Below are 21,275 nucleotides of genomic sequence, written 5' to 3' on the forward strand. Positions count from 1 at the left end.
AGCCGAATGCAAACAGGGAGAAGAGTGTGCAGCATCTGGTATTTGTTTATGGCACGTTGCGTCAGGGCGAAAGCAATCACAACTATCTGACCGACAGTGAACAACTCGGACGGTTTGATACGCAGCCAGAATATGCGCTGCACGACTTGGGGCCGTATCCGGGCTTAGTCGCCGGTCATCAGTCGATTCATGGTGAAGTGTATCGGGTTGATGAGGAGACGCTGGCGAAGCTGGACATTCTGGAAGATGTACCAGTGGAGTACCGACGTGAAACGATTGAAACCCCCTATGGCACCGCCTGGATATACATCTATCAGGATGCCAGCCGACTCGATTCCATCATTGATTCCGGTGACTGGTGTCAACGGATTTAAGCCACAAAAAAAGCCAGCATCGTGCTGGCTTTTTTCACGTTGCTTAGCGCTTATTTTTGCTGAGCACGCTCGTAAGAAGTCAGGATTTCAGCGCGAGCTGAAGCTGCGTCTTCCCAACCATCTACTTTAACCCACTTGCCTGATTCAAGCTCTTTGTAGCGCTCGAAGAAGTGAGTGATTTGTGCTTTCAGAAGCTCTGGCAGGTCGTTTACGTCCTGAATGTGGTCGTACTCTTTAGACAGTTTAGAGTGCGGTACCGCAACAACTTTCGCGTCTTCACCAGACTCATCAGTCATTTTCAGAACGCCAACCGGACGGCAGCGAATAACTGAACCCGGGATAAGCGGGTATGGAGTTGGGACAAGTACGTCTACCGGGTCACCGTCCAGAGACAGAGTGTGGTTCACGTAACCGTAGTTACATGGGTAGAACATCGGAGCAGACATGAAACGGTCTACGAACACAGCGCCAGACTCTTTGTCTACTTCGTATTTGATCGGATCAGCGTTCGCTGGAATTTCGATTACAACGTAGATGTCATCAGGAAGCGATTTGCCCGCTGGCACATTGTTTAAGCTCATTAAGGTTTCCTTTTTCGTTAGCCGGACTTCAAAAAATCGAGACTTATTATTATTCAAGATTAGCTGAGGTGCAAAAATCAACGCACAGCAAAGCAGAGAGTTTACTCTCAAATTGCCTGATTCCCAAGTAAACCTAAGTCTAAGCACGACAATTGGCCACGGCTTGCCGCTAACTGCCTGAATTTTATCAGCCCTAAAAAACAGCGCCGCAAGTGCGGCGCTATCTGACTTAATCTGGGTTGGCTTCGAGGAACTCTTCCACTTTCGCCACCATGTTCTTCGAACCAACGAAGAACGGTACGCGCTGGTGCAGTTCGGTCGGTTTGATGTCCATGATGCGGTTGACGCCGTCAGAAGCGGTGCCGCCAGCCTGCTCAATCAGGAATGCCATCGGGTTGCATTCGTACAGCAGACGCAGTTTGCCGTTCGGATGGCTCTGCGTGCTCGGATAGAGGTAGATACCGCCTTTGAGCAGGTTGCGATGGAAATCCGCCACCAAGGAACCGATGTAACGTGAAGTGTAAGGACGGCCATCTTCCGGCACATTTTCCTGACAGTACTTAATGTACTTTTTCACGCCGGTCGGGAAACGAATGTAGTTGCCTTCGTTTATCGAGTAAATCTTACCGTTTTCCGGGATGCACATGTTTTCATGCGACAGACAGAACGAACCGATCGATGGATCGTAAGTAAAGCCGTTCACGCCGTTGCCGGTGGTGTACACCAGCATGGTTGAAGAGCCGTAAATGACGTAGCCCGCCGCTACTTGTTTGTGGCCAGGTTGCAGGAAGTCCTCGGCAGTCGGTGGACCGCCTACCGGCGAGATGCGACGGTAGATAGAGAAAATGGTGCCCACTGAAACGTTCACATCAATGTTGGATGAGCCGTCAAGCGGATCCATCAGCACGACGTATTTGGCGTTTTTGTTCAGTTCTTTGTTGAACGCGACGGCTTCATCTTCTTCTTCACTCGCCACGCCACACACTTGATCGCGCGCTTCGAGAGCGGATTTGAATTTTTCGTTCGCGTAAACATCAAGCTTCTGTTGTTCTTCGCCTTGAATATTGTCGTTACCAGACGCGCCAGTGATGTCGGCCAGGCCCGCTTTGTTGATTTCGCGGTTAACAATTTTCGCAGCAAGACGAATCGATGCCAGAAGGGAGGATAGTTCACCACTTGCATGGGGGAAGTCATGTTGTTTCTCAACAATGAACTCACCAAGGGTGCGCATCTCAGACATGTTGTTTCCTTAACACTAATTTTTTGGGGGAGTATGTCGGCGCGGTGGCGGGTTCTTTGGGGGGAACTTATTTGCACTCGCGCCTAGCGAGGATTTTAGGGGTTAGATCTTTTTATGGGTAATGAAGTAACAGACGGAGATCTCAATTTGTTTGTCGACTTTTTGGAAATTACATTGCTCTGATTTGCGACGCTCGCTTTTGCGATGCGAATCAGGATAATGGAGCGCAATACAAAACAGTCGTAATGAGGCTAGGTTTATGCACATTCATATTCTGGGAATTTGTGGCACGTTCATGGGTGGTGTCGCCATGTTGGCTCGCCAATTGGGCCATAAAGTGACCGGTAGTGACGCCAATGTTTACCCGCCAATGAGCACTATGTTGGAGGCTCAGGGCATCGAAATTATCGAAGGTTTTGACCCGGCACAATTGGAGCCGAGGCCAGACCTGGTGGTGGTTGGCAACGCAATGAGTCGTGGAAACCCTTGCGTGGAATATGTGCTGAATCATAACCTGCGTTACACCTCAGGGCCGCAGTGGCTGCAAGATTTTCTTTTGCATGATCGTTGGGTGCTGGCAGTTTCGGGAACGCACGGAAAAACTACCACTTCGAGCATGCTGGCATGGGTGTTAGAGCATTGTGGCTACCAACCCGGCTTTCTGGTCGGCGGGGTGCTGGGCAATTTCGGCATTTCGGCGCGCTTGGGCGATAGCATGTTTTTCGTTGTCGAAGCGGACGAATACGACAGTGCTTTTTTCGATAAGCGTTCGAAGTTCGTTCACTACCATCCTCGCACCTTGGTGATGAATAACCTTGAGTTCGATCATGCAGATATCTTCGATGATCTGGAAGCGATTAAGCGCCAATTTCACCATCTCGTGCGTACCGTGCCGGGCAATGGCCGTATTTTGGCACCGCAACAAGACGCCGCTTTAGCCGATGTATTGCACCGCGGATGTTGGAGTGAAACCGAATTCACTGGCGAGCAGGGCGACTGGCAGGCGGAAAAAGTCCGTAAAGATGGCTCTGAGTTCCATGTGCTGCTCAAGGGTGAACGTGTCGGCAGCGTAAAATGGGATTTGGTCGGCGACCACAACGTCAATAACGCCTTGATGAGCATCGCAGCGGCACGCCATGTCGGCGTCACGCCGGATCTGGCGTGTGAGGCGCTCGGACTGTTTGTGAATACCAAACGCCGCCTGGAACTGAAAGGTGAAGAAAATGGTGTCACGTTGTATGACGATTTTGCCCATCATCCTACGGCGATTGAACTGACATTAGGCGGACTGCGTAATAAGGTCGGCGACAGCAAAATCATTGCGGTGCTGGAGCCTCGTTCGGCGACGATGAAACTGGGTGTGCACAAAGAAACCTTGGCAGCATCATTGGCGGCAGCGGATTCGGTCTATCTGTTCCAGCCTGCTAATATTCCATGGTCAGTGCAAGATGTGGCACAGCAATGTTCGCAGCCCGCTCATGTGGGCGACAATATGGCTGACTTTGTGGCGCAAATCTGCCAGGAAGCCAAGCCGGGCGATCAGATTCTGGTGATGAGCAACGGCGGGTTTGACGGTATTCATGGCAAACTGCTGGCGGCGCTCAAAGCCAAAGCGCAGCAGCCTGCGTGAAGATTAAACAGTGAACGTGCGATAACGCTATGACAAAACAACAAAAAGCCATCACGTTGGCCTGGACGGGTGCCTCTGGCGCGCCTTATGGCCTGCGCCTGCTGCAATGTCTGCTGGCGGCGGACTACACCGTCTACCTGCTGATCTCATCAGCTGCGAGAGTGGTACTCGCTACGGAACACGGCCTCAAACTCCCTGCCGGACCGGAAGCGGCCAAAGAAGCACTGGTCGCCCATTTGGGGTGTGACGCCGACAAGCTGGTGGTGTGCGGTAAAGAAGACTGGTTTTCTCCGGTGGCGTCGGGTTCTGCGGCGCCGAAGCAGATGGTGGTCTGTCCGTGCTCAGCCGGCAGTGTGGCGGCGATTGCCCACGGTATGTCGGACAATCTGATCGAACGTGCAGCCGATGTGGTGATGAAAGAGCGTGGCCAGTTGTTGCTGGTGGTGCGCGAAACGCCGTTCTCGACGTTGCACCTCGAAAACATGCACAAGCTGTCGCAAATGGGCGTGACGATCATGCCGGCGGCACCGGGTTTTTATCATCAACCCCAGTCGATTGACGATCTGGTCGATTTTATGGTGGCGCGCATTCTCGATCATCTCGGCATTGAACAGAAACTGGTGGCGCGCTGGGGTTACGACCAACGCGTGTGAGTCGCTTTTTTACGCGAATAGAATTACAATCCGTACCACTCATCGGGGAGCCCACCATTCACCATGTGAATGGCGCTGAGATCAAGCCTAGCTTGGGACCCGCATTAGTCACAAAGGTTGTGCCCTGCACAATACTTTGCGGTTATACACCTGAACCAGATAATGCTGGCGTAGGAATTGAGCTGGGTTTGCGAAACCGATTAACGGACTGATCACATCCTCCCTCAAGCCTGTGCCGCTCAATGAGGAGAGCGAGCCTTGAATACCAAACTGACGGCCATTGCGATGGCAACCCTGTTTTCTTCTGCAACCTTTGCGGCGCCGACGTTAACCGTCTACACCTACGACTCTTTTGCTGCGGATTGGGGCCCTGGCCCGGCTGTAGAAAAAGCCTTTGAAGCTCAATGCGGCTGCGATCTCAACTTCGTTGCGCTCGATGACGGCGTGTCGATTCTTAACCGCTTGCGCCTGGAAGGTAACAAGACCAAAGCCGACGTGGTGCTGGGATTGGACAACAACCTGATGGTGGAAGCCAAACAAACAGGCTTGTTGGCCAAACACACCACCGATACGCACGCGGTGCACCTGCCAAACGGCTGGAGTGATGACACCTTTGTACCGTACGATTACGGCTACTTTGCCTTTGTATACAACAAGCAAAAACTGACCAACCCGCCGACCAGCCTGAAAGAGCTGGTGGAAAAGCGCGACGATTTGCGCGTGATTTATCAGGATCCGCGTACCTCCACGCCAGGCCAAGGTTTGTTGCTGTGGATGAAGTCGGTGTATGGCGATGACGCCGCGCAGGCGTGGCAGAAACTGGCCAACAAAACCGTGACCGTGACCAAAGGCTGGTCGGAAGCGTACTCGATGTTCCTTGATGGCGAATCCGACATGGTGCTGTCTTACACCACATCGCCGGCTTATCACCTGATTGCTGAAAACGATGACAAGTACGCAACGGCGAACTTTGCCGAAGGTCATTACATGCAGGTCGAAGTGGCGGCCAAAGTGAAGGGGTCGCCAAACGACAAGTTGGCGGATGAGTTTCTGCAATTTATGCTCAGCAACGAGTTCCAGTCATTGATGCCAACGGGCAACTGGATGTATCCGGTGACCGACGTGGCGCTGCCAAAAGGTTTCGAGACCTTGAGTGTGCCAGCCAAATCGCTGTCGTTCAGCGCAGAAGAGGTGGCAGCGAAGCGCAAAGGCTGGATTCGTGAATGGCAAAACGCCCTGACGTTCTGAGTCATTAATGCAAAGTCATACACCTAAACTTGGCATCGGGGTCGCGGCAGTTGTCGCGGCCTTTGTCCTTTCTGCGCTGAGCGCGTTATTGTGGCAAGCGCCGAATCTCAATCTGGGGCAGATCTGGGGCGATGCCTATTATCGCCACGTCACCTGGTTCAGTTTTTATCAAGCCCTGTTGTCGACGCTGCTCAGCGTTGGTCTGGCGGTGCCTGTGGCGCACGCGTTAAGCCGCCGCCGTTTCCCCGGGCGTGGACTGCTGCTCAAACTGTTTGCCATGACGCTGGTGCTGCCGGTGCTGGTCGGGGTTTTTGGCCTGCTGGCGATCTATGGTAACAGTGGTTTACTGGCAAGCGGGCTGCAACACTGGCAGCTCAAACTGCCGTTTTCACTCTATGGTCTCAACGGCATTTTGCTCGCTCATGTGTTTTTTAATCTGCCGTACGCCGCGCGTTTGCTGCTGCAAAGTCTGGAAACCATTCCGGCTGAACAGCATAAGCTGTGCGCTCATCTCGGTATGACGGGATGGCACAAATTTGTCGCAGTGGAGTGGCCGCGTCTGCGTCAGCAACTGCCGCATGTGTTTGGCTTGGTGTTTATGCTGTGTTTTACCAGTTTTGCCACCGTGATGGCACTGGGGGGCGGGCCGAAATCGACCACGATTGAGCTGGCGATTTACCAGGCGATCAAGTTCGATTTCGATCTGCAAACCGGCGCGCTCTTGGCACTGTGGCAGATGTTGCTGTGTGGTTTGCTGACCCTGTCGATTCAACGCATTTCGCGTCCGTTGCCGGTCAATAGTGGCAGTTTATCCGAGCAGCGCTGGCTGCGTGATTCGCGCTGGAGCCGCTTGTGGGATGGGGCATGGATCAGCCTTGCTCTGCTGCTGGTCATTCCACCGCTGCTGATGGTGGTACTGAGTGGTCTCAACGGTAAGTTCGTCAGTGTGCTGAGCAGCGGCGATTTCTGGAGTGCGATGGGCGCATCGTTGCAGGTCGCTGTGCTGGCGAGTTCGCTGGCGCTACTGGCGGGGGCGGCGATCATCATCACCAGTCGTCACTGGCGTTTGCAGTCACACCCGCGCCGGGCAAACGGACTCGAGCTGATTGGCACCATCATTCTGGTGACGCCGGGGCTGGTGATCAGTACCGGATTGTTCTTACTGCTGCGTAATCTGACTGATGTGTTCAGCCTCGCATATTGGGTTGTGGTCGCGGTCAATGGCCTGATGGCGTTGCCGTATGTGGTCAAGACGCTCAGCCAACCGATGCTGCATCTGGCGCAGCAATATCAGTTTTTGTGTGCCAGTTTAGGCATGCGCGGCTGGCAGCGCCTGCGCTTGATTGAACTGCGGGCACTGCGCAAACCGCTGGCGCATGCGTTTACCATCAGTTTTCTATTGTCGATGGGCGATTTGAGTGCGATTGCGCTGTTTGGCAGCCAAGATTTTCGCACGCTGCCGCTCTATCTCTATCAACTGCTGGGCAGCTATCAAATGCAGGCTGCGGCGGTGGTATCACTGGTGTTGCTGGTGCTGAGTGTTGGCCTGTTTTATCTGATTGAACGCCTGTTTCGAGTGCGTTCGTCTTCTACATCATCGCGGAGAAGTTCATGTTAGTGCTGGATAATGTGCGTTATGAATATCAGGATGAGTGGTTCGTGTTTGACCTCAGTGTCGCGCAAGGCAGCATTGTCGCACTGATGGGACCAAGCGGAGCGGGCAAGTCGACGTTGCTCAGCTTGGTGGCCGGTTTTATTGAACCGCACAGCGGGGATATTCACGTGCAAAGCAATGGTGAAGCTGTGTCGGTGGTAGGGAAAGCGCCTTACCTGCGTCCGTTTTCGATGCTGTTTCAAGAGCACAATCTGTTTGCGCACCTGAGCGTGCGTGACAACATTAGTTTGGGATTGCATCCGGGGCTCAAACTGAGTGCCGCGCAGCGTGAACAGGTGGTGCGTGCTGCTAACATGGTTGGGGTGGGGGATTTTCTCGATCGTCTGCCGGAGCAACTGTCTGGTGGTCAACGCCAGCGCGTCGCACTGGCCCGCTGTTTTGTTCAGCCGCATCCGGTGTGGTTACTGGATGAGCCGTTTTCCGCACTGGATCCGCTGCTGCGTGAGGAAATGTTAACGCTGGTAAAAACCTTGGCAGCGGAGCGCAATATCACCGTGTTGATGGTGACGCACCACATCAGTGATGCCCGTGCTATCGCCACGCATTTTGCGTTTATGGCCCAAGGCCAAGTGCAGCGTATGGAGCCGATTGCCGCATTGACGGCGCAGCACAGCTACGCGCCACTGGTGGAATTTGTTCGCGCAGGTGAATAAGCGTTTTTCGAAGATTTGCTCAATGACAAGCAAGAAAAAAAGGTTGGCATAGACCAACCTTTTCGTTATTACCCCAGGCAGAAACACTCAGAACTCTTGGTCGTTGAGGGTTTTCAGCATCTGGAAAATTTCGCGAGAAGCTTTTGGCGGTTTCTCGCCTTGTTTCTCTTTTTTCGCCTGACGTGCCAGCAGACGCAGACGTTGACGATCGGCATCCGGATACAGTGTCATCACATCTTCGATTGCGTCATCACCTTGCTCAACGATGCGATCGCGCATCTGTTCCAGCTTGTGCAGCACCGCAGTATTTTGCGAGTGCTTGTTGCGCAGTTTGTCCAGCGCCGCCTGTAGCGGTTCTGGGTCAATATTACGCATCAGACGGCCAATGTATTGCAGTTGACGACGACGTGCTTCGTTTTTAAAACGCTGCGCATCTTTGATCGCGGCTGCCAAGTCATCGGGTAGCGGGAATTTCGCCAGCACAGACGGCTTGAGTTCAACCAGTTCTTCGCCCAGTTTTTGCAGCACAATCATATCGTTCTTCATCTCGGTCTTACTTACCCAGATGATTTCGTCTTCGTCTTCCCAAGGGGCTTTTTGATTCTTACGAGCCATTTTCTTCACTAATGAGTTATTTATGTCTGCTATTTTAGCAAGAATCGTGGGGAGAAAGCGAAATTCTTGTTATCCTAACCACATTAAAGCGCAATAGTTGGATGAGATATGGATGTAAGACAGCAAGTCGCTGTGCAGCGTACCGAGCTTGAAGCGGCCGTTGCAAAAGCGCTCGACATGGCCTCAGCCGGTGCTGACGCCGCTGAAGTTGCCATTACCAAAAGCACAGGTTTAAGTGTTTCGACTCGCATGTGCGAAGTGGAAAACGTGGAATTTAACAGTGACGGTGCGCTGGGTATCACGGTGTACCGTGGTCAGCGTAAAGGCAGTGCATCTACCTCTGATTTAAGTGAAAAGGCGATTCAGCAAACCGTGTTGGCGGCGCTGGACATTGCTCAATACACCTCGGAAGACCCGTATGCCGGTCCGGCACCGAAAGAGCTGATGGTGACCGATATTCCGGATCTGGATCTGTTCCACCCGGATGAACCGAATCCAGACAAAGCGGCACAAATTGCCATTGAAGCGGAGCGTGCTGCGCTGCAATACAGTGACAAAATCAAACAGAGCGATGGCGGCAGTTACGACAGCCATTACGGCGTTAAAGTGTATGGTAACAGCCATGGTTTGCTGGCCAGCTACGCCTCGAGCCGTCAGAGCATCAGCTGCTGCGTGATTGGTCAGGGCCAGAATGGCGAGATGGAACGCGACTACAGCTACACCGTAGCGCGCCATATCGATGATCTGTGGTCTCCTGAACGTGTTGGTCTTGATGCTGCGGAGAAAACGGTGAGCCGTCTCGATGCGAAAAAGCTCAAAACCGGCAAATATCCAGTGATGTTCGCATCGGATGTCGCGACCGGCCTGATGGGCCATCTGGTCATGGCGATCAGTGGTGGCAACTTGTACCGCAAATCGTCATTCTTACTCGATCATCTTGGTCAGCAGATCTTGCCTTCCTGGTTCAACATCTCAGAGCGTCCTCACGTATTGCGCGGCCTGGCATCCAGCCCGTTTGACAGTGAAGGTGTGCGCACGGAAGATCGCGAAATCATCACCGACGGCGTGCTGGCGACTTATCTGCTGACCAGCTATGCAGCGCGTAAGATGAAAATGACTCCAACCGGCCATGCGGGCGGTATTCACAACTGGTTTGTTAAACATACCGGACAGAGCTTTGAGCAGATGCTTAAAGAGCTGGGTACTGGTCTGTTGGTGACCGAAGTGATGGGCCAAGGGGTAAATGTGGTGACCGGTGATTACTCACGCGGCGCCGCCGGCTTCTGGGTTGAGAATGGCGAAATCCAATACCCGGTATCGGAAATTACCATTGCGGGTAACCTCAAAACCATGTTCAACCAGATTGTGGCGGTGGGCAGCGATACGGAAACCCGTTCGCAAATCCAGACCGGTTCGATTCTGTTGGAAACCATGAAAGTGGCGGGTGAATAAGCCCGGCAGGATAAAAAAAAGCGCAGACCAAGGTCTGCGCTTTTTTTACGTTGGATTTCACTTCAGCGGATAAACAGTGTCGCCAGCCCCAAAAATACCGAAAGGCCGACCACGTCGGTGACGGTGGTCAGCGCCATACCGCCAGCGAGAGCCGGGTCGATTTTCATCTTCTTGAGCAGCACTGGGATGGTTACGCCTGCCACACCAGCAACAAACAGATTGGTCATCATCGCCGCAGATATAATGCCGCCCAGCAACCATTCGCCTTTCCACACCACGACAATCGCGCCGATGATCAGCGCCCATAGGATACCGTTGAGAAAGCCGATCGCCGCTTCTTTGAGCAGCAGTTCACGCCGGTTACTGTCACCGATATGACCGAGAGCCAGGCCTCGAATTACCAGGGCCACGGTTTGGTTACCCGCGACACCGCCCATCGACGGTACGATGGTCATCAGGACCGCAATCGCCGCCATCTGTTCCAGAGTGGCTTCGAACATGTTGGATACCGATGCCGCTGCCAGAGCAGCCAGTACATTGGCACCCAGCCAGACGCTGCGTTTGCGCGCGGATTTGACCACGGGTGCGAAGGTATCTTCGTCATCGTCCATACCCGCCATACTCATCATCGAGTGTTCGGCGTCTTCACGGATCACGTCGACCACGTCATCGATGGTAATACGGCCGACCAGATGCTGGTTCTCGTCCACCACTGGCGCCGAAATCCAGTTACGGCGTTCAAACAGGCTGGCGATGTCAGAGTCTTTGGTATCGACTTTGATCGCTTCGTCAGCGTCGTCCATCACTTCACTGACCTGAACATCCGGCTGAGTGGTCAGCAGAGTGGCCAGCGATAAGTGGCCAATCAGTTTACTCTCATCGTCAATGACATACAGGGCATCGGTGGCTTCGGGCAGTTCGCCTTTCATGCGCAGGTAACGCAGGACTACGTCGACGTCGACGTCACCACGAATGGTGATCACGTCGGTATTCATCAGGCCGCCAGCGGTATCTTCCGGATACGCCAACGCGGTTTCAACGCGCAGTCGATCAGCTGCGTCCATTTGCGCCAGAACTTCACGGGACAGGTCGTCGGGTAAGCTACGCAGAACGTAAGCGACGTCATCCGTGTCCATACCCTCGGTGGCTTCCGCGAGCTTTTCCGGAGCCATTTTGGACACCAGCGCGTCTTTGACGTCTTCGCTTAGCTCGTCAAGGATTTCACCGTAATCTTCAGGGTCGGTCAGTTGCCACAACACATCACGTGCTTTGCGGGGAGAGGCTTCTAAAAGGCTGGCAATATCTTCCGGTTCCATGTCCTGCAATTGTCGGCGGACATGGACGAAGCGGCCGTTTTCCAGCGCTTCTGTGATTTCTTGGAGGGTTTGGTGAGCTTGGTCAAATTCGATTTGCTCGGCCATCGCTTCCCCCTAATGCTTGAATTGTGACAATGCGTTGAATAGTAACTTAATTTTAGGTCTTATTTAATACGTTATTATTAATCATGAGCATTTAATTTCGTTTTCGAAAGTGCGTCATTCTTCTTCTTCGAACTTATCTTCAATCAGGTGACATACGGCATCGAGCGCTTGCTCTGCCTGAGAACCTTCGGCGGAGATGGTCACGTTTTGCCCTTGCGCAGACTCAAGCATCAGCAACCCCATGACACTGTCAGCCGTCGCTTCTTTGCCTTCCTGACTCTGAATGGTCAGCACAGCATCAAACGATTGGGCCAGTTCAACCAGCTTAACGGCAGCGCGGGCATGCAAGCCCAGGCGGTTCTGGATCAGGACGGTACGGCTGGCTTGTGGCATATCATTTCCTTATGACAGATTTTTTTCCAACGAGGTGTGACGAATTTGTACCTGATGACCCATTTCAGCAAAGTATTCGCCAAGCTGTTGAGTCAGGTAGACTGAGCGGTGTTTCCCGCCGGTACAACCGATCGCGATGGTCAGGTAACTGCGGTTATTCTTTTCCAGCAATGGCAGCCAGTGTTCAAAGAATTTCTGAATCTGCAGCTTAAGTTCCATCACTTCAGCATGGCTTTCAAGAAACGATTTGATCGGTGCGTCCAGCCCCGTCAGCGGTCTGAGATCCGGTTCCCAGTGTGGATTGGGCAAAAAGCGCACGTCGAACACATAGTCGGCGTCGCTGGGCAGGCCGTATTTGAAACCGAAGGATTCAAATACCATCACCAGATCTTTGCGTTCTCGGCCTTCAACCCGCATGCGCACGGTTTCACTCAATTCATGCAGCGATTTGTTGCTGCTGTCGAGCAACAAATCCGCCTGCTCTTTGAGCGGCTCCAGTAAACGGGTTTCCAGTTCAATGGCCTGAGCCAGTGTCGGCTTGCCTTCACTGAGCGAGAGCGGATGAATACGACGGGTTTCGCTATAGCGTTTCATCAGCGTCTCTTTGTTGGCATCCAGAAAGAGCACGCTGACATCGTTGTTTTGTTTGAGTTGGTCAAGAACATTCTCCACCAAGCCGGGTTCTTTCGGCAGGTTGCGGATATCGATACTCACGGCGACATTTTGTTTGCTGCCCTGAACCGATTGCATAAAGGCATGCAGCAAACCGACGGGCAGGTTGTCCACGCAGTAGTAGCCCAGATCTTCTAGGACACGCAACGCGACGCTTTTGCCTGCGCCAGATTGACCACTCACAACAATTAAACGCATGGGGGACCTATTGAGGTTGGTTAACCATGATGTCGTACAGCTCCTGGTCACTGGTAGCACCGCGCAGCTGTTTCAGAGTCTGTTTGTCGTTCAGGCGTTCAGCCATGCAAGACAAGGTTTTGAGGTGTTCTTTACATTGAGCTTCCGGGACCAACAGGGCAAACAGCAGGTCAACCGGACGATTGTCGATGGAGTCGAACTCAATCGGTTCCTCACACTGCACCAACACGGCCACAGCCTGGTCACTGGAGGTCATTCGAGCGTGCGGAATGGCGATACCGTTGCCAATCCCCGTACTGCCCATTTTCTCGCGGCTGAGCATACACTCAAACAGCTCAGTGGCGTTTTGACCGGTATGCAGCGCGGCGATCTCGCTGATGATTTCCAGGGCTCTTTTTTTGCTAGAACACTGGACTGCACTCTTGGTGCAGTCCAGTGAAAGTACTTCGCGTAATTGCATGTTAGTGGCTACTTAGCTTTTCTTTATGCTTGTTGAGTTGACGAGAGAGCTTGTCCACGAGGCCATCTATCGCTGCGTACATGATTTCATCTTCCGCAGTGGCGTGAACTTCTCCTTGATTAATGTGAAGCGTAGCTTCAGCGATTTGGCGCGTTTTTTCAACACGTAAAATCACCTGAACAGTATTGATATGGTCGAAAAAACGTTCAAGTTTTTGAAATTTAGAGTGAACATAGTCTTGCATTGAATCGGTAAGATCAATGTGATGGCCTTGAATATTGATTTGCATAGACTTTCCTTCTCAGTTAGGCCTTATAGCAGGCGTTTGCGCTGACTCGAAGGGGCGATGCCCAAGGATTCGCGGTATTTGGCGATGGTACGTCTTGCCACCTGAATCCCTTGATCAGCGAGTAGAGCCGCAATCTTGCTGTCACTTAATGGTTTGGCTGGGGTTTCCGCAGCGACCAATTTTTTGATCAGTGCTCGAATCGCGGTAGATGAACATTCTCCGCCGTTGTCAGTACTAACATGACTGGAGAAAAAGTACTTCAATTCGAATATGCCACGCGGGGTATGCATGTACTTCTGTGTCGTAACACGAGAAATGGTCGATTCATGCATATCCACGGCAAGCGCGACGTCGTTGAGAACCATCGGCTTCATGGCTTCTTCACCATACTCGAAGAAATCACGCTGATGTTCAACTATGCACTTGGCAACTTTGAGCAAGGTCTCGTTTCGGCTTTCAAGGCTCTTAATTAACCATTTAGCTTCTTGCAGGTTGGTACGGATGTAGTTGCTGTCAGCACTATTTCCGCGCACCAGATCGGCGTATTGTTGGTTAATTTTGAGTTTTGGCACGCTATCCGGATTGATGGTCACAATCCACTTGCCATGCTCTTTAAACACCGACACATCAGGGATGACGTATTCTGCATGCTCTGATGCGATACGGCTGCCTGGTCTTGGGTCCAACTGCTGAATCAGCTGTAGCACTTCGCGCAACTCTTCTTCTTTGAGTTTAGTCTCTTTCAGAATGACTTTGTAATCGCGGTTGCCAAGATAGTCGATGTACTGAGATAGGAGCGTCTTGGCTTCTTCCAGCCAAGGGGTGTCGGATGGGTACGTGGCCAGTTGCAGCAGCAGGCAGTCCTGCAGATTCAGTGAGGCAACGCCCAGCGGGTCGAACTGTTGAATGCGTTTGCGCACCGCTTCGATTTCATCCAGCTCAATCTCTTCACTGTTGAAGTTTTCCAGAATCTCTTCCAGAGATTGAGTGAGGTAACCGTAATCGTCGATGGCGTCGATTAATGCAAGCGCGATGGTGCGGTCAGTATCGCTGAACGGCGTCAAATCCAGTTGCCACAACAGGTAATCCTGCAGGGTCTGGGTCGTCTCGCCCTGATACACAGGTGCATCGTCATCGAGGGCAATGCCAGTGCTGCCTGTGTTGGCACTGTATACGTCATCCCAAGTGGTATCAATTTCCAGTTCGGCGCTGATTTCCGATTTTTCGATCAGTTCTGAGCTGTCTTGCGGTTCAGGTTCGGCGATGTCAGCACTGGCGTCTTTCTCCTCACTGGCGGTCGAATGTTCAGCGGCCGAAAACTCTTCCATTGATTCTTCAACATCCAGCAGCGGATTTGATTCCAACGCTTCCTGGATTTCCTGTTGCAGATCCAATGTCGACAGCTGCAATAAGCGAATCGCTTGCTGCAACTGAGGTGTCATGGCTAACTGTTGACCTAGCTTGAGCTGTAATGAGGGTTTCATTCAGTATTAACTGCCTTGTTTTTGTTAGAATTGATCTCAATCTACTCTAATCATAGACGGAATTGTTCACCGAGATAAACCTGTTTCACCTGCTCGTTGTTGAGCACTTCCTGCGGTGTTCCTTCTGCGATTAAGCGTCCCTGACTTACGATATAAGCTTTTTCACACACATCCAAGGTTTCACGAACGTTGTGGTCGGTGATCAAAACCCCTAAGCCACGATCACGCAGATGTTCGATGATTTTCTTGATGTCGATAACCGAAATCGGGTCAACCCCGGCAAACGGTTCGTCCAGCAGGATAAACTGTGGGTTGGCGGCCAGTGCTCGCGCGATTTCCACCCGGCGGCGCTCACCACCAGACAGCGCCATACCGGCACTGCTGCGAATGTGCTGAATGTGGAACTCTTCCAGCAAATCTTCCAGCTTGTCCTGGCGCTCTTCACGCGTCATCTCTTCGCGTGTTTCCAGCACGGCCATGATGTTATCTTCCACTGACAGCTTACGGAAAATAGAAGCTTCCTGTGGAAGATAACCAATCCCCATGCGTGAACGGCTGTGCATTGGCAGGACACTGATGTCCTTGTCGTCAATGCAGATTTTGCCTTCATCACGGGCGACGAGACCGACAATCATATAGAACGAGGTGGTTTTCCCTGCTCCGTTCGGGCCAAGCAGGCCCACAATCTGGCCGGATTCAACCTGCAGGCTGACGTCCGACACCACTTTACGTTTTTTATAGCTCTTGGCTAAATGTTCTGCTTTGAGTATTGCCATAGGTTACTACTGCTGCGTCGCTTGAGGTTGAAGGACGGTAGACACACGGCCGCTGCCATTGCTGTCGGCAATCAACTTCTGCGAAGAAATTTTGTAGCGGATTTTACTGCCGCGGATTTCACTGTCGTCCTGGGACAACATGGCTTGATCGATCATGGTCAGTTCGTCATCTGCCATTTTGTAATACAGCTCTTTGGCTTCGCCGTACAGCGTTTTACCATCATCGGTCAGCTGCGAGAAGGTCGCCAGATTGCCGTAGCCTTCAATGTCCTGCACTTTGCCGGTTTTCGCGTCACGAATGACGATCAGTTTGTCAGCATTGATGTTGATGCTGCCTTGTTTGAGCTTCACGTCGCCCAGAAAGGTCACGCGGCTGCTTTTCATGTCCAGCTGCTGGCTGTCTGAGTCAATGTACACCGGCTGCTGAGAATCCGACGATAATGCCAGAGCGTGGCCAGAAGCCAGCAACAGTGCCAGAAAACTAAGGTGTGAGAGTTTCATATCTACCTTGTACATGGTTATACAGTACAGCCGAATGATCGCCAAAGTTGCCTTTCATCGCCTGTCCTTGAGTTTCAAACTGAGGACCGAGTAACTCAACGGGGTTGTCTGCCCAAAAATCGCGGTTATCGAGCTGAATGCTCATGCGCGATGTGGTGAGCGTGTCAAAACCGGAGTCTTCAAATAAATTCTTGACCAGTACGTCATCGTACAGCGTCAGCACATGTTCTTTGGTCAGAATGCCACGTTTTGCGGTGATCTCCCACTCTTGCGTGACGCCCTGTTGATACACTTTCAGTACAGGGTATTCAAAAATGGTGTTGCCGCCTTTGGCATAGTGATCCAAATGCTTGGAGGTGATCACATAGCTTTTGATACCTTGCTGATCATACGTGATGTTGTCCAGATTTTTTCCGCTAAACATCGGCAGCTCAAGATTCGGAGCCACCTGAATTGCCGTGCTTTGTTCTTTGTCCAACAGGTAATAGGCAGACCATGATGCAACAAAGAAAAGTATCGCGTAAAGGATACGAGAAAAACTCATATACTCAGGCCTTTGTGTACGTCGAGCTCATTCCGTGCTTGTAAAATTAAATCGCACACTTCGCGTACTGCGCCGTGTCCGCCTTTGATGTGAGTGACGTAATTTGCGCGTTTGGCTAACAGCGGATGACCGTCGGCCACACAAACTTTTAGGGCCACTTTTTCCATTACGGGCCAGTCAATCAGATCATCGCCAATGTAGCCAGTGTGTTGTGGCTCAATGGCAAGACGCTGACAAATATCGTGATACGCTTTCACTTTGTCATCCTGATCCTGATAGATCAGTTTAATGCCCAGTGCTTGCATACGATTTTCAACGATTTGAGATTTTCGGCCAGTAATAATAGCGATCTCAATGCCAGCGTTCATTAACGATTTTACGCCATATCCGTCACGGGTATGAAACGTTTTCAACTCTTCACCCTGATTGCCCATGTAAATCAGGCCGTCAGAAAACACGCCATCCACGTCGCAGATCAGCAGTTTAATCTCTTTGGCAATCGCCAGCAGAGCGGCATCCACGTCGCCATACAAGGTTTCGATAGTTTGGCTCATTACATGACTCCGGCTTTGAGTAAATCGTGCATATTCAGCGCGCCGACCAGCTTACCGTCTTCTACCAGCATCAAACCGTTGATGCGTTTGTCCTGCATCAGATTAAGGCCTTCGACGGCAAGCAGGTTCGGAGAGGCCACGGTCGGGTTACGGGTCATCACTTCGCTGATGGTCGCCGTGTGAATATCGATGCGTTTGTCAAGAATCCGGCGCAGGTCACCGTCGGTAAAAATACCAATCATATGGTCATCACCTTCCACTACAGCGGTCATCCCGAGCCCTTTCTGGCTAATTTCCAACAGTGCGTCACGCACCAGTGCGGTGGGCTGGACTTTCGGCAGTGCATCACCTGAGTGCATAATGTCTTGCAGTTTCATCAGCAGCTTACGCCCTAAAGCGCCCCCCGGATGAGACAAGGCAAAATCTTCGGCGGTGAAACCGCGCGCCTGAAGCAGCGCTACAGCCAGCGCATCGCCCATCACCAGTGTTGCGGTCGTGCTGGATGTCGGCGCCAGACCCAGTGGACAGGCTTCTTTAGGGACGGTTATTTGCAAGTGAATGTCAGCCAGCTTGGCCATATTCGATTGCGGGTTGCCCGTCATACTGATGATGCGATTGTTCAGACGCTTGAGGACCGGGAACAGCGCCAGAATTTCGGATGATTCTCCGGAGTTGGAGATGGCCAGCACAATATCGCCGCTCTCAATCATGCCGAGATCGCCGTGTGACGCTTCTCCCGGATGAACAAAGAATGCCGATGTGCCAGTGCTGGCCAGCGTGGCAGCAATTTTTTTACCGATATGGCCAGACTTACCAATCCCCATCACAACTACTTTGCCGCTGTTATTGGCCAGGATCATTTCGCAGGCACGGCAGAAGTCGTCATTAAAGTATTGGTCGAGTTGTTGCAGACCTTCGATCTCCGTTGCCAGCACCTGCTGAGCAACACTGCGGTAGTCAAAGTGATCAGACATCCTAAACTCCAATTAAGCAGCCATATTCATAAACAGGTACACCTGATACGCAAGAAACGCCGCAAACAGGATTGCTCCTTCGATGCGGTTAATACTGCGAGATTTACCCAGTGCCATCAGAACCAGCAGTAGTGAGACTGCCAGCATCACCCAGAAATCACGTCCCATAGCATGTGAGCTGAGAACCGACGGATTCAGGATCCCTGGCAGTCCCATGACTGCCAGAATGTTAAATACGTTGGAGCCGATGATGTTACCTACGGCCATGTCATCTTCGCCTTTGAGAACGCCTGCCAATGAGGCGGCCAGTTCTGGCAAGCTGGTACCGATCGCGATGATCGTCAGGCCAATCACCAGATCGCTCATACCGAAATATTTAGCGATAATGACGGAGTTGTCGACCAGTAAACTGGCTGCAAGTGGCAGCAGGATCAGACCGATCGCGACCCACATGACGGCTTTCCAGTTGCTGACACCTTCCGGGATCTCCGATTCGTGTTCTTCCAGCAGCGTATCGCCATTTTTCTGTTCACTGCGGCTGATTTTCAGCATCGCCAGAATAAAAGCGGCAAACAGGACGAACAGCAGAATGCCTTCGTAAAAACCAAGATGGTTATCCCACAACAGTGCGCCCGCCAGTAATGTGACGGCAATCATCAGTGGAAGTTCACGGCGAATAACAGTGGAACTAATAGAAAGTGGCTTAATCAAAGCGGTTATGCCAAGAATTAATGCGATGTTGGCAATGTTAGAACCGAGTACGTTACCCACGGCGGTATCGGTTTTACCATCGAGAGCGGCGGTTGCCGACACCATCATTTCAGGTGCGGATGAGCCCATGGCCAGAATCGTCATGCCGATGACTAAAGGAGAAATGCCGATGTTGCGCGCTAAGGCTGCGGATCCAAAGACCAGTTTATCGGCACTCCAGACCAGAAGAACGAGACCTACAATAAGAAACGCAACGGCTTCAAGCATGACAATTCCTAACTTTATGAAAAATTAAATGAGTAACCGCCAATTTTGACTTGTTGGTCATTAAAAGGGAAGCCGAAGATACAATTTATTGTCTCGTTTTTACTGTTCATCACCGCTGCCACAGAGCGGATTTGTCCGGTTGCTTGGTGTGCTTTAATTCAAGCGCTTGATGAGTTTATCAACAAAAGATTCGCATCAACTAAAAATCGTTCTTAAATTCAGTTTGAACACGAAATGTAATTGAACAGTGCTTTTAATTTACGGGCAATGTGCTTATGATTGCCCATTCCTTGGATGGAAATCCCACAATAGCGAATCGTGAGTATGTCCGAAACCGATCTAGTGACCATAAACAATCTGACGTTTTCCCGTGCTGAGCGAGTGATTTTTGATGATATCAGCCTGCATGTTCCCAAAGGGAAAGTGACCGCCATTATGGGGCCTTCCGGGATTGGTAAAACCACGCTGTTGCGCTTAATCGGCGGACAGTTACTGCCGGAACATGGCGATATCTGGTTCGATGGCCAGAACATTCCCACTCTGACTCGCAGTAAACTCTATAAAGCCCGCAAAAAAATGAGCATGTTGTTCCAGTCCGGCGCACTGTTCACCGATCTTAATGTCTTTGATAATGTCGCGTTTCCGTTGCGTGAGCACACGGAACTCGATGAATCCCTGATTCGAACTCTGGTGCTGTTAAAACTCGAAGCGGTTGGTCTGCGTGGTGCGGCGCAACTGATGCCAAGTGAACTTTCCGGCGGCATGGCACGCCGAGCGGCGCTGGCGCGAGCGATCGCGCTTGACCCGGAGCTGATCATGTTTGATGAGCCCTTTGTCGGCCAAGACCCGATCACCATGGGCGTGCTGGTTGAGCTGATTCGTAACCTCAATCAGGCGCTTGGCGTAACTTCTGTGGTGGTATCGCATGATGTACCGGAAGTGATGAGCATTGCCGACTGGGTTTATCTGCTGGCCGACGGTAAGGTGATTGCCTTTGGTACTCCAAAAGATCTGGTCAATAACAGCGATCCGCGTGTGCAGCAGTTTTTACAAGGCGAAGCCGACGGCCCGGTGCCTTTCCGGTTTCCGGCTCAGCCGATAGAAAAGGATCTTTTCCATGTTGGATAATCTGCAGCGCTGGATCGGCGGAGTCGGACGACGCTTCTTTGCCATGTGCGAATCGTTTGGCCGTGCCAGCCTGATGTTGTTTGGTGCGCTGGCCGGGCGTCCGCGTCCGATTCAGAATTTACCTCTATTAGTCAAACAACTTTACAGCGTCGGCGTTCAGTCGCTGGCGATTATTGTTGTTTCCGGTCTGTTTATCGGCATGGTGCTCAGCCTGCAAGGCTACGTGATTCTGGTCGATTACGGCGCGGAAACCAGTTTGGGTCAGATGGTCGCTCTCTCCTTATTGCGTGAACTCGGCCCGGTGGTGACCGCACTGCTGTTTGCCGGACGTGCAGGCTCTGCTCTGACGGCGGAAATCGGCCTGATGAAAGCGACCGAGCAGTTGTCCAGCCTGGAAATGATGGCGGTTGACCCGCTTAAGCGTGTGATTGCACCGCGTTTGTGGGCTGGCTTGATTTCGATGCCGCTCTTGGCGATGATTTTTATGGCGGTCGGTATCTGGGGCGGTCAGTTGGTCGGCGTTGACTGGAAAGGGATTGATCACGGCAGCTTCTGGTCTGCGATGCAGGCATCGGTCGAGCTGGGTGAAGATATTGGCAACAGTGTGATTAAGTGTGTGGCGTTTGCCATCACCGTCACCTGGATTGCTCTGTTTAATGGCTATGATGCGATTCCGACTTCTGAAGGCATCAGCCGTGCGACAACACGAACCGTTGTGCATTCGTCCCTAGCCGTGTTGGGGCTGGACTTTGTACTTACCGCATTGATGTTTGGGAACTAAT

24 protein-coding genes are annotated in these 21,275 nt (G+C 51.9%); 9 read left to right on the forward strand and 15 right to left on the reverse strand.

What is annotated here, in order from left to right; all coding sequences use genetic code 11:
• Positions 1–26: 26 nt before the first annotated feature.
• Complete coding sequence (locus tag JIG40_RS11655) at positions 27–374, forward strand: gamma-glutamylcyclotransferase (RefSeq protein WP_020429075.1); 348 nt, start codon at positions 27–29, stop codon at positions 372–374.
• A 50-nt stretch (positions 375–424) separates the two neighbouring features.
• On the opposite strand, the gene ppa is transcribed toward JIG40_RS11655, so the two are convergent.
• Both ppa and fbp read right to left on the reverse strand, forming a co-directional pair.
• Positions 425–955 carry an inorganic diphosphatase gene (ppa, locus tag JIG40_RS11660; RefSeq protein WP_020329515.1) on the reverse strand — a complete coding sequence of 177 codons (531 nt, stop codon included), beginning with the start codon at positions 953–955 and terminating at the stop codon, positions 425–427.
• 229 nt (positions 956–1,184) lie between these two features.
• Complete coding sequence (gene fbp / locus JIG40_RS11665; RefSeq protein ID WP_020329516.1) at positions 1,185–2,195, reverse strand: class 1 fructose-bisphosphatase; 1,011 nt, start codon at positions 2,193–2,195, stop codon at positions 1,185–1,187.
• A gap of 259 nt (positions 2,196–2,454) precedes the next feature.
• On the opposite strand from fbp, the gene mpl reads away from it, so the two are divergent.
• The 5 genes from mpl (at position 2,455) to thiQ (ending at position 8,054) form a co-directional block, all read left to right on the forward strand.
• Positions 2,455–3,825 (forward strand): UDP-N-acetylmuramate:L-alanyl-gamma-D-glutamyl-meso-diaminopimelate ligase, encoded by a 1,371-nt coding sequence (gene mpl / locus JIG40_RS11670; protein WP_199465367.1) that lies wholly within the window; start codon positions 2,455–2,457, stop codon positions 3,823–3,825.
• A gap of 29 nt (positions 3,826–3,854) precedes the next feature.
• Positions 3,855–4,478 carry a flavin prenyltransferase UbiX gene (locus tag JIG40_RS11675; protein WP_024373400.1) on the forward strand — a complete coding sequence of 208 codons (624 nt, stop codon included), beginning with the start codon at positions 3,855–3,857 and terminating at the stop codon, positions 4,476–4,478.
• Positions 4,479–4,736: 258 nt separating this feature from the next.
• The gene (thiB, locus tag JIG40_RS11680) at positions 4,737–5,726 is read left to right on the forward strand and encodes a thiamine ABC transporter substrate binding subunit (protein ID WP_199465368.1); all 990 of its coding nucleotides are present in this window, start codon (positions 4,737–4,739) and stop codon (positions 5,724–5,726) included.
• A gap of 7 nt (positions 5,727–5,733) precedes the next feature.
• Positions 5,734–7,344, forward strand: a complete 1,611-nt coding sequence (gene thiP, locus JIG40_RS11685; RefSeq protein ID WP_199465369.1) for a thiamine/thiamine pyrophosphate ABC transporter permease ThiP — start codon at positions 5,734–5,736, stop codon at positions 7,342–7,344.
• Positions 7,338–8,054, forward strand: coding sequence for a thiamine ABC transporter ATP-binding protein (gene thiQ, locus JIG40_RS11690; protein WP_199465370.1), 717 nt, complete (start codon positions 7,338–7,340; stop codon positions 8,052–8,054). Before thiP ends, thiQ begins: the two co-directional genes overlap by 7 nt.
• A gap of 87 nt (positions 8,055–8,141) precedes the next feature.
• Here the strand turns inward: thiQ and yjgA are convergent, their stop codons facing one another.
• Complete coding sequence (gene yjgA / locus JIG40_RS11695; RefSeq protein ID WP_172560490.1) at positions 8,142–8,669, reverse strand: ribosome biogenesis factor YjgA; 528 nt, start codon at positions 8,667–8,669, stop codon at positions 8,142–8,144.
• 108 nt (positions 8,670–8,777) lie between these two features.
• On the opposite strand from yjgA, the gene pmbA reads away from it, so the two are divergent.
• Positions 8,778–10,121, forward strand: coding sequence for a metalloprotease PmbA (pmbA, locus tag JIG40_RS11700; protein ID WP_020329523.1), 1,344 nt, complete (start codon positions 8,778–8,780; stop codon positions 10,119–10,121).
• Between the two features lie 62 nt (positions 10,122–10,183).
• Here pmbA and mgtE read toward each other — a convergent pair whose 3' ends face one another.
• From mgtE to JIG40_RS11760, 12 genes are all read right to left on the reverse strand, one after another.
• The gene (gene mgtE / locus JIG40_RS11705; RefSeq protein WP_020329524.1) at positions 10,184–11,542 is read right to left on the reverse strand and encodes a magnesium transporter; all 1,359 of its coding nucleotides are present in this window, start codon (positions 11,540–11,542) and stop codon (positions 10,184–10,186) included.
• A 114-nt stretch (positions 11,543–11,656) separates the two neighbouring features.
• Positions 11,657–11,935: an HPr family phosphocarrier protein gene (locus JIG40_RS11710; protein WP_020329525.1), complete on the reverse strand. Its 279-nt coding sequence runs from the start codon at positions 11,933–11,935 to the stop codon at positions 11,657–11,659.
• A 9-nt stretch (positions 11,936–11,944) separates the two neighbouring features.
• Positions 11,945–12,805, reverse strand: a complete 861-nt coding sequence (gene rapZ, locus JIG40_RS11715) for an RNase adapter RapZ (protein ID WP_047462494.1) — start codon at positions 12,803–12,805, stop codon at positions 11,945–11,947.
• Positions 12,806–12,812: 7 nt separating this feature from the next.
• Positions 12,813–13,265, reverse strand: a complete 453-nt coding sequence (ptsN, locus tag JIG40_RS11720) for a PTS IIA-like nitrogen regulatory protein PtsN (protein WP_020329527.1) — start codon at positions 13,263–13,265, stop codon at positions 12,813–12,815.
• A gap of 1 nt (position 13,266) precedes the next feature.
• Positions 13,267–13,554 carry a ribosome hibernation promoting factor gene (gene hpf, locus JIG40_RS11725; protein ID WP_020329528.1) on the reverse strand — a complete coding sequence of 96 codons (288 nt, stop codon included), beginning with the start codon at positions 13,552–13,554 and terminating at the stop codon, positions 13,267–13,269.
• Positions 13,555–13,577: 23 nt separating this feature from the next.
• On the reverse strand, positions 13,578–15,038 hold the full coding sequence (locus JIG40_RS11730; protein ID WP_020329529.1) for an RNA polymerase factor sigma-54: 1,461 nt from the start codon (positions 15,036–15,038) through the stop codon (positions 13,578–13,580).
• Between the two features lie 50 nt (positions 15,039–15,088).
• On the reverse strand, positions 15,089–15,814 hold the full coding sequence (gene lptB, locus JIG40_RS11735; protein ID WP_020329530.1) for an LPS export ABC transporter ATP-binding protein: 726 nt from the start codon (positions 15,812–15,814) through the stop codon (positions 15,089–15,091).
• A gap of 6 nt (positions 15,815–15,820) precedes the next feature.
• The gene (gene lptA / locus JIG40_RS11740; RefSeq protein WP_020329531.1) at positions 15,821–16,315 is read right to left on the reverse strand and encodes a lipopolysaccharide transport periplasmic protein LptA; all 495 of its coding nucleotides are present in this window, start codon (positions 16,313–16,315) and stop codon (positions 15,821–15,823) included.
• Entirely contained in the window at positions 16,296–16,859 is a 564-nt protein-coding gene (lptC, locus tag JIG40_RS11745; protein ID WP_020429055.1) for an LPS export ABC transporter periplasmic protein LptC, read from the reverse strand. The genes lptA and lptC overlap by 20 nt, the downstream gene beginning before the upstream one ends.
• Positions 16,856–17,413, reverse strand: coding sequence for a 3-deoxy-manno-octulosonate-8-phosphatase KdsC (gene kdsC, locus JIG40_RS11750; RefSeq protein WP_199465371.1), 558 nt, complete (start codon positions 17,411–17,413; stop codon positions 16,856–16,858). Before kdsC ends, lptC begins: the two co-directional genes overlap by 4 nt.
• On the reverse strand, positions 17,413–18,387 hold the full coding sequence (kdsD, locus tag JIG40_RS11755) for an arabinose-5-phosphate isomerase KdsD (protein WP_104966463.1): 975 nt from the start codon (positions 18,385–18,387) through the stop codon (positions 17,413–17,415). The genes kdsC and kdsD overlap by 1 nt, the downstream gene beginning before the upstream one ends.
• 12 nt (positions 18,388–18,399) lie before the next feature.
• On the reverse strand, positions 18,400–19,365 hold the full coding sequence (locus JIG40_RS11760) for a calcium/sodium antiporter (RefSeq protein WP_020329535.1): 966 nt from the start codon (positions 19,363–19,365) through the stop codon (positions 18,400–18,402).
• A 324-nt stretch (positions 19,366–19,689) separates the two neighbouring features.
• Here JIG40_RS11760 and mlaF point away from each other — a divergent pair, with 324 nt between their 5' ends.
• Together mlaF and mlaE are read left to right on the forward strand one after the other, a co-directional pair.
• The gene (mlaF, locus tag JIG40_RS11765; RefSeq protein WP_075988105.1) at positions 19,690–20,493 is read left to right on the forward strand and encodes a phospholipid ABC transporter ATP-binding protein MlaF; all 804 of its coding nucleotides are present in this window, start codon (positions 19,690–19,692) and stop codon (positions 20,491–20,493) included.
• Positions 20,483–21,274, forward strand: a complete 792-nt coding sequence (gene mlaE / locus JIG40_RS11770) for a lipid asymmetry maintenance ABC transporter permease subunit MlaE (protein ID WP_020329537.1) — start codon at positions 20,483–20,485, stop codon at positions 21,272–21,274. Before mlaF ends, mlaE begins: the two co-directional genes overlap by 11 nt.
• Position 21,275 lies beyond the last annotated feature (1 nt).

The organism is Vibrio sp. bablab_jr001 (assembly GCF_016464285.1).
Lineage (GTDB): Bacteria > Pseudomonadota > Gammaproteobacteria > Enterobacterales > Vibrionaceae > Vibrio > Vibrio fluvialis.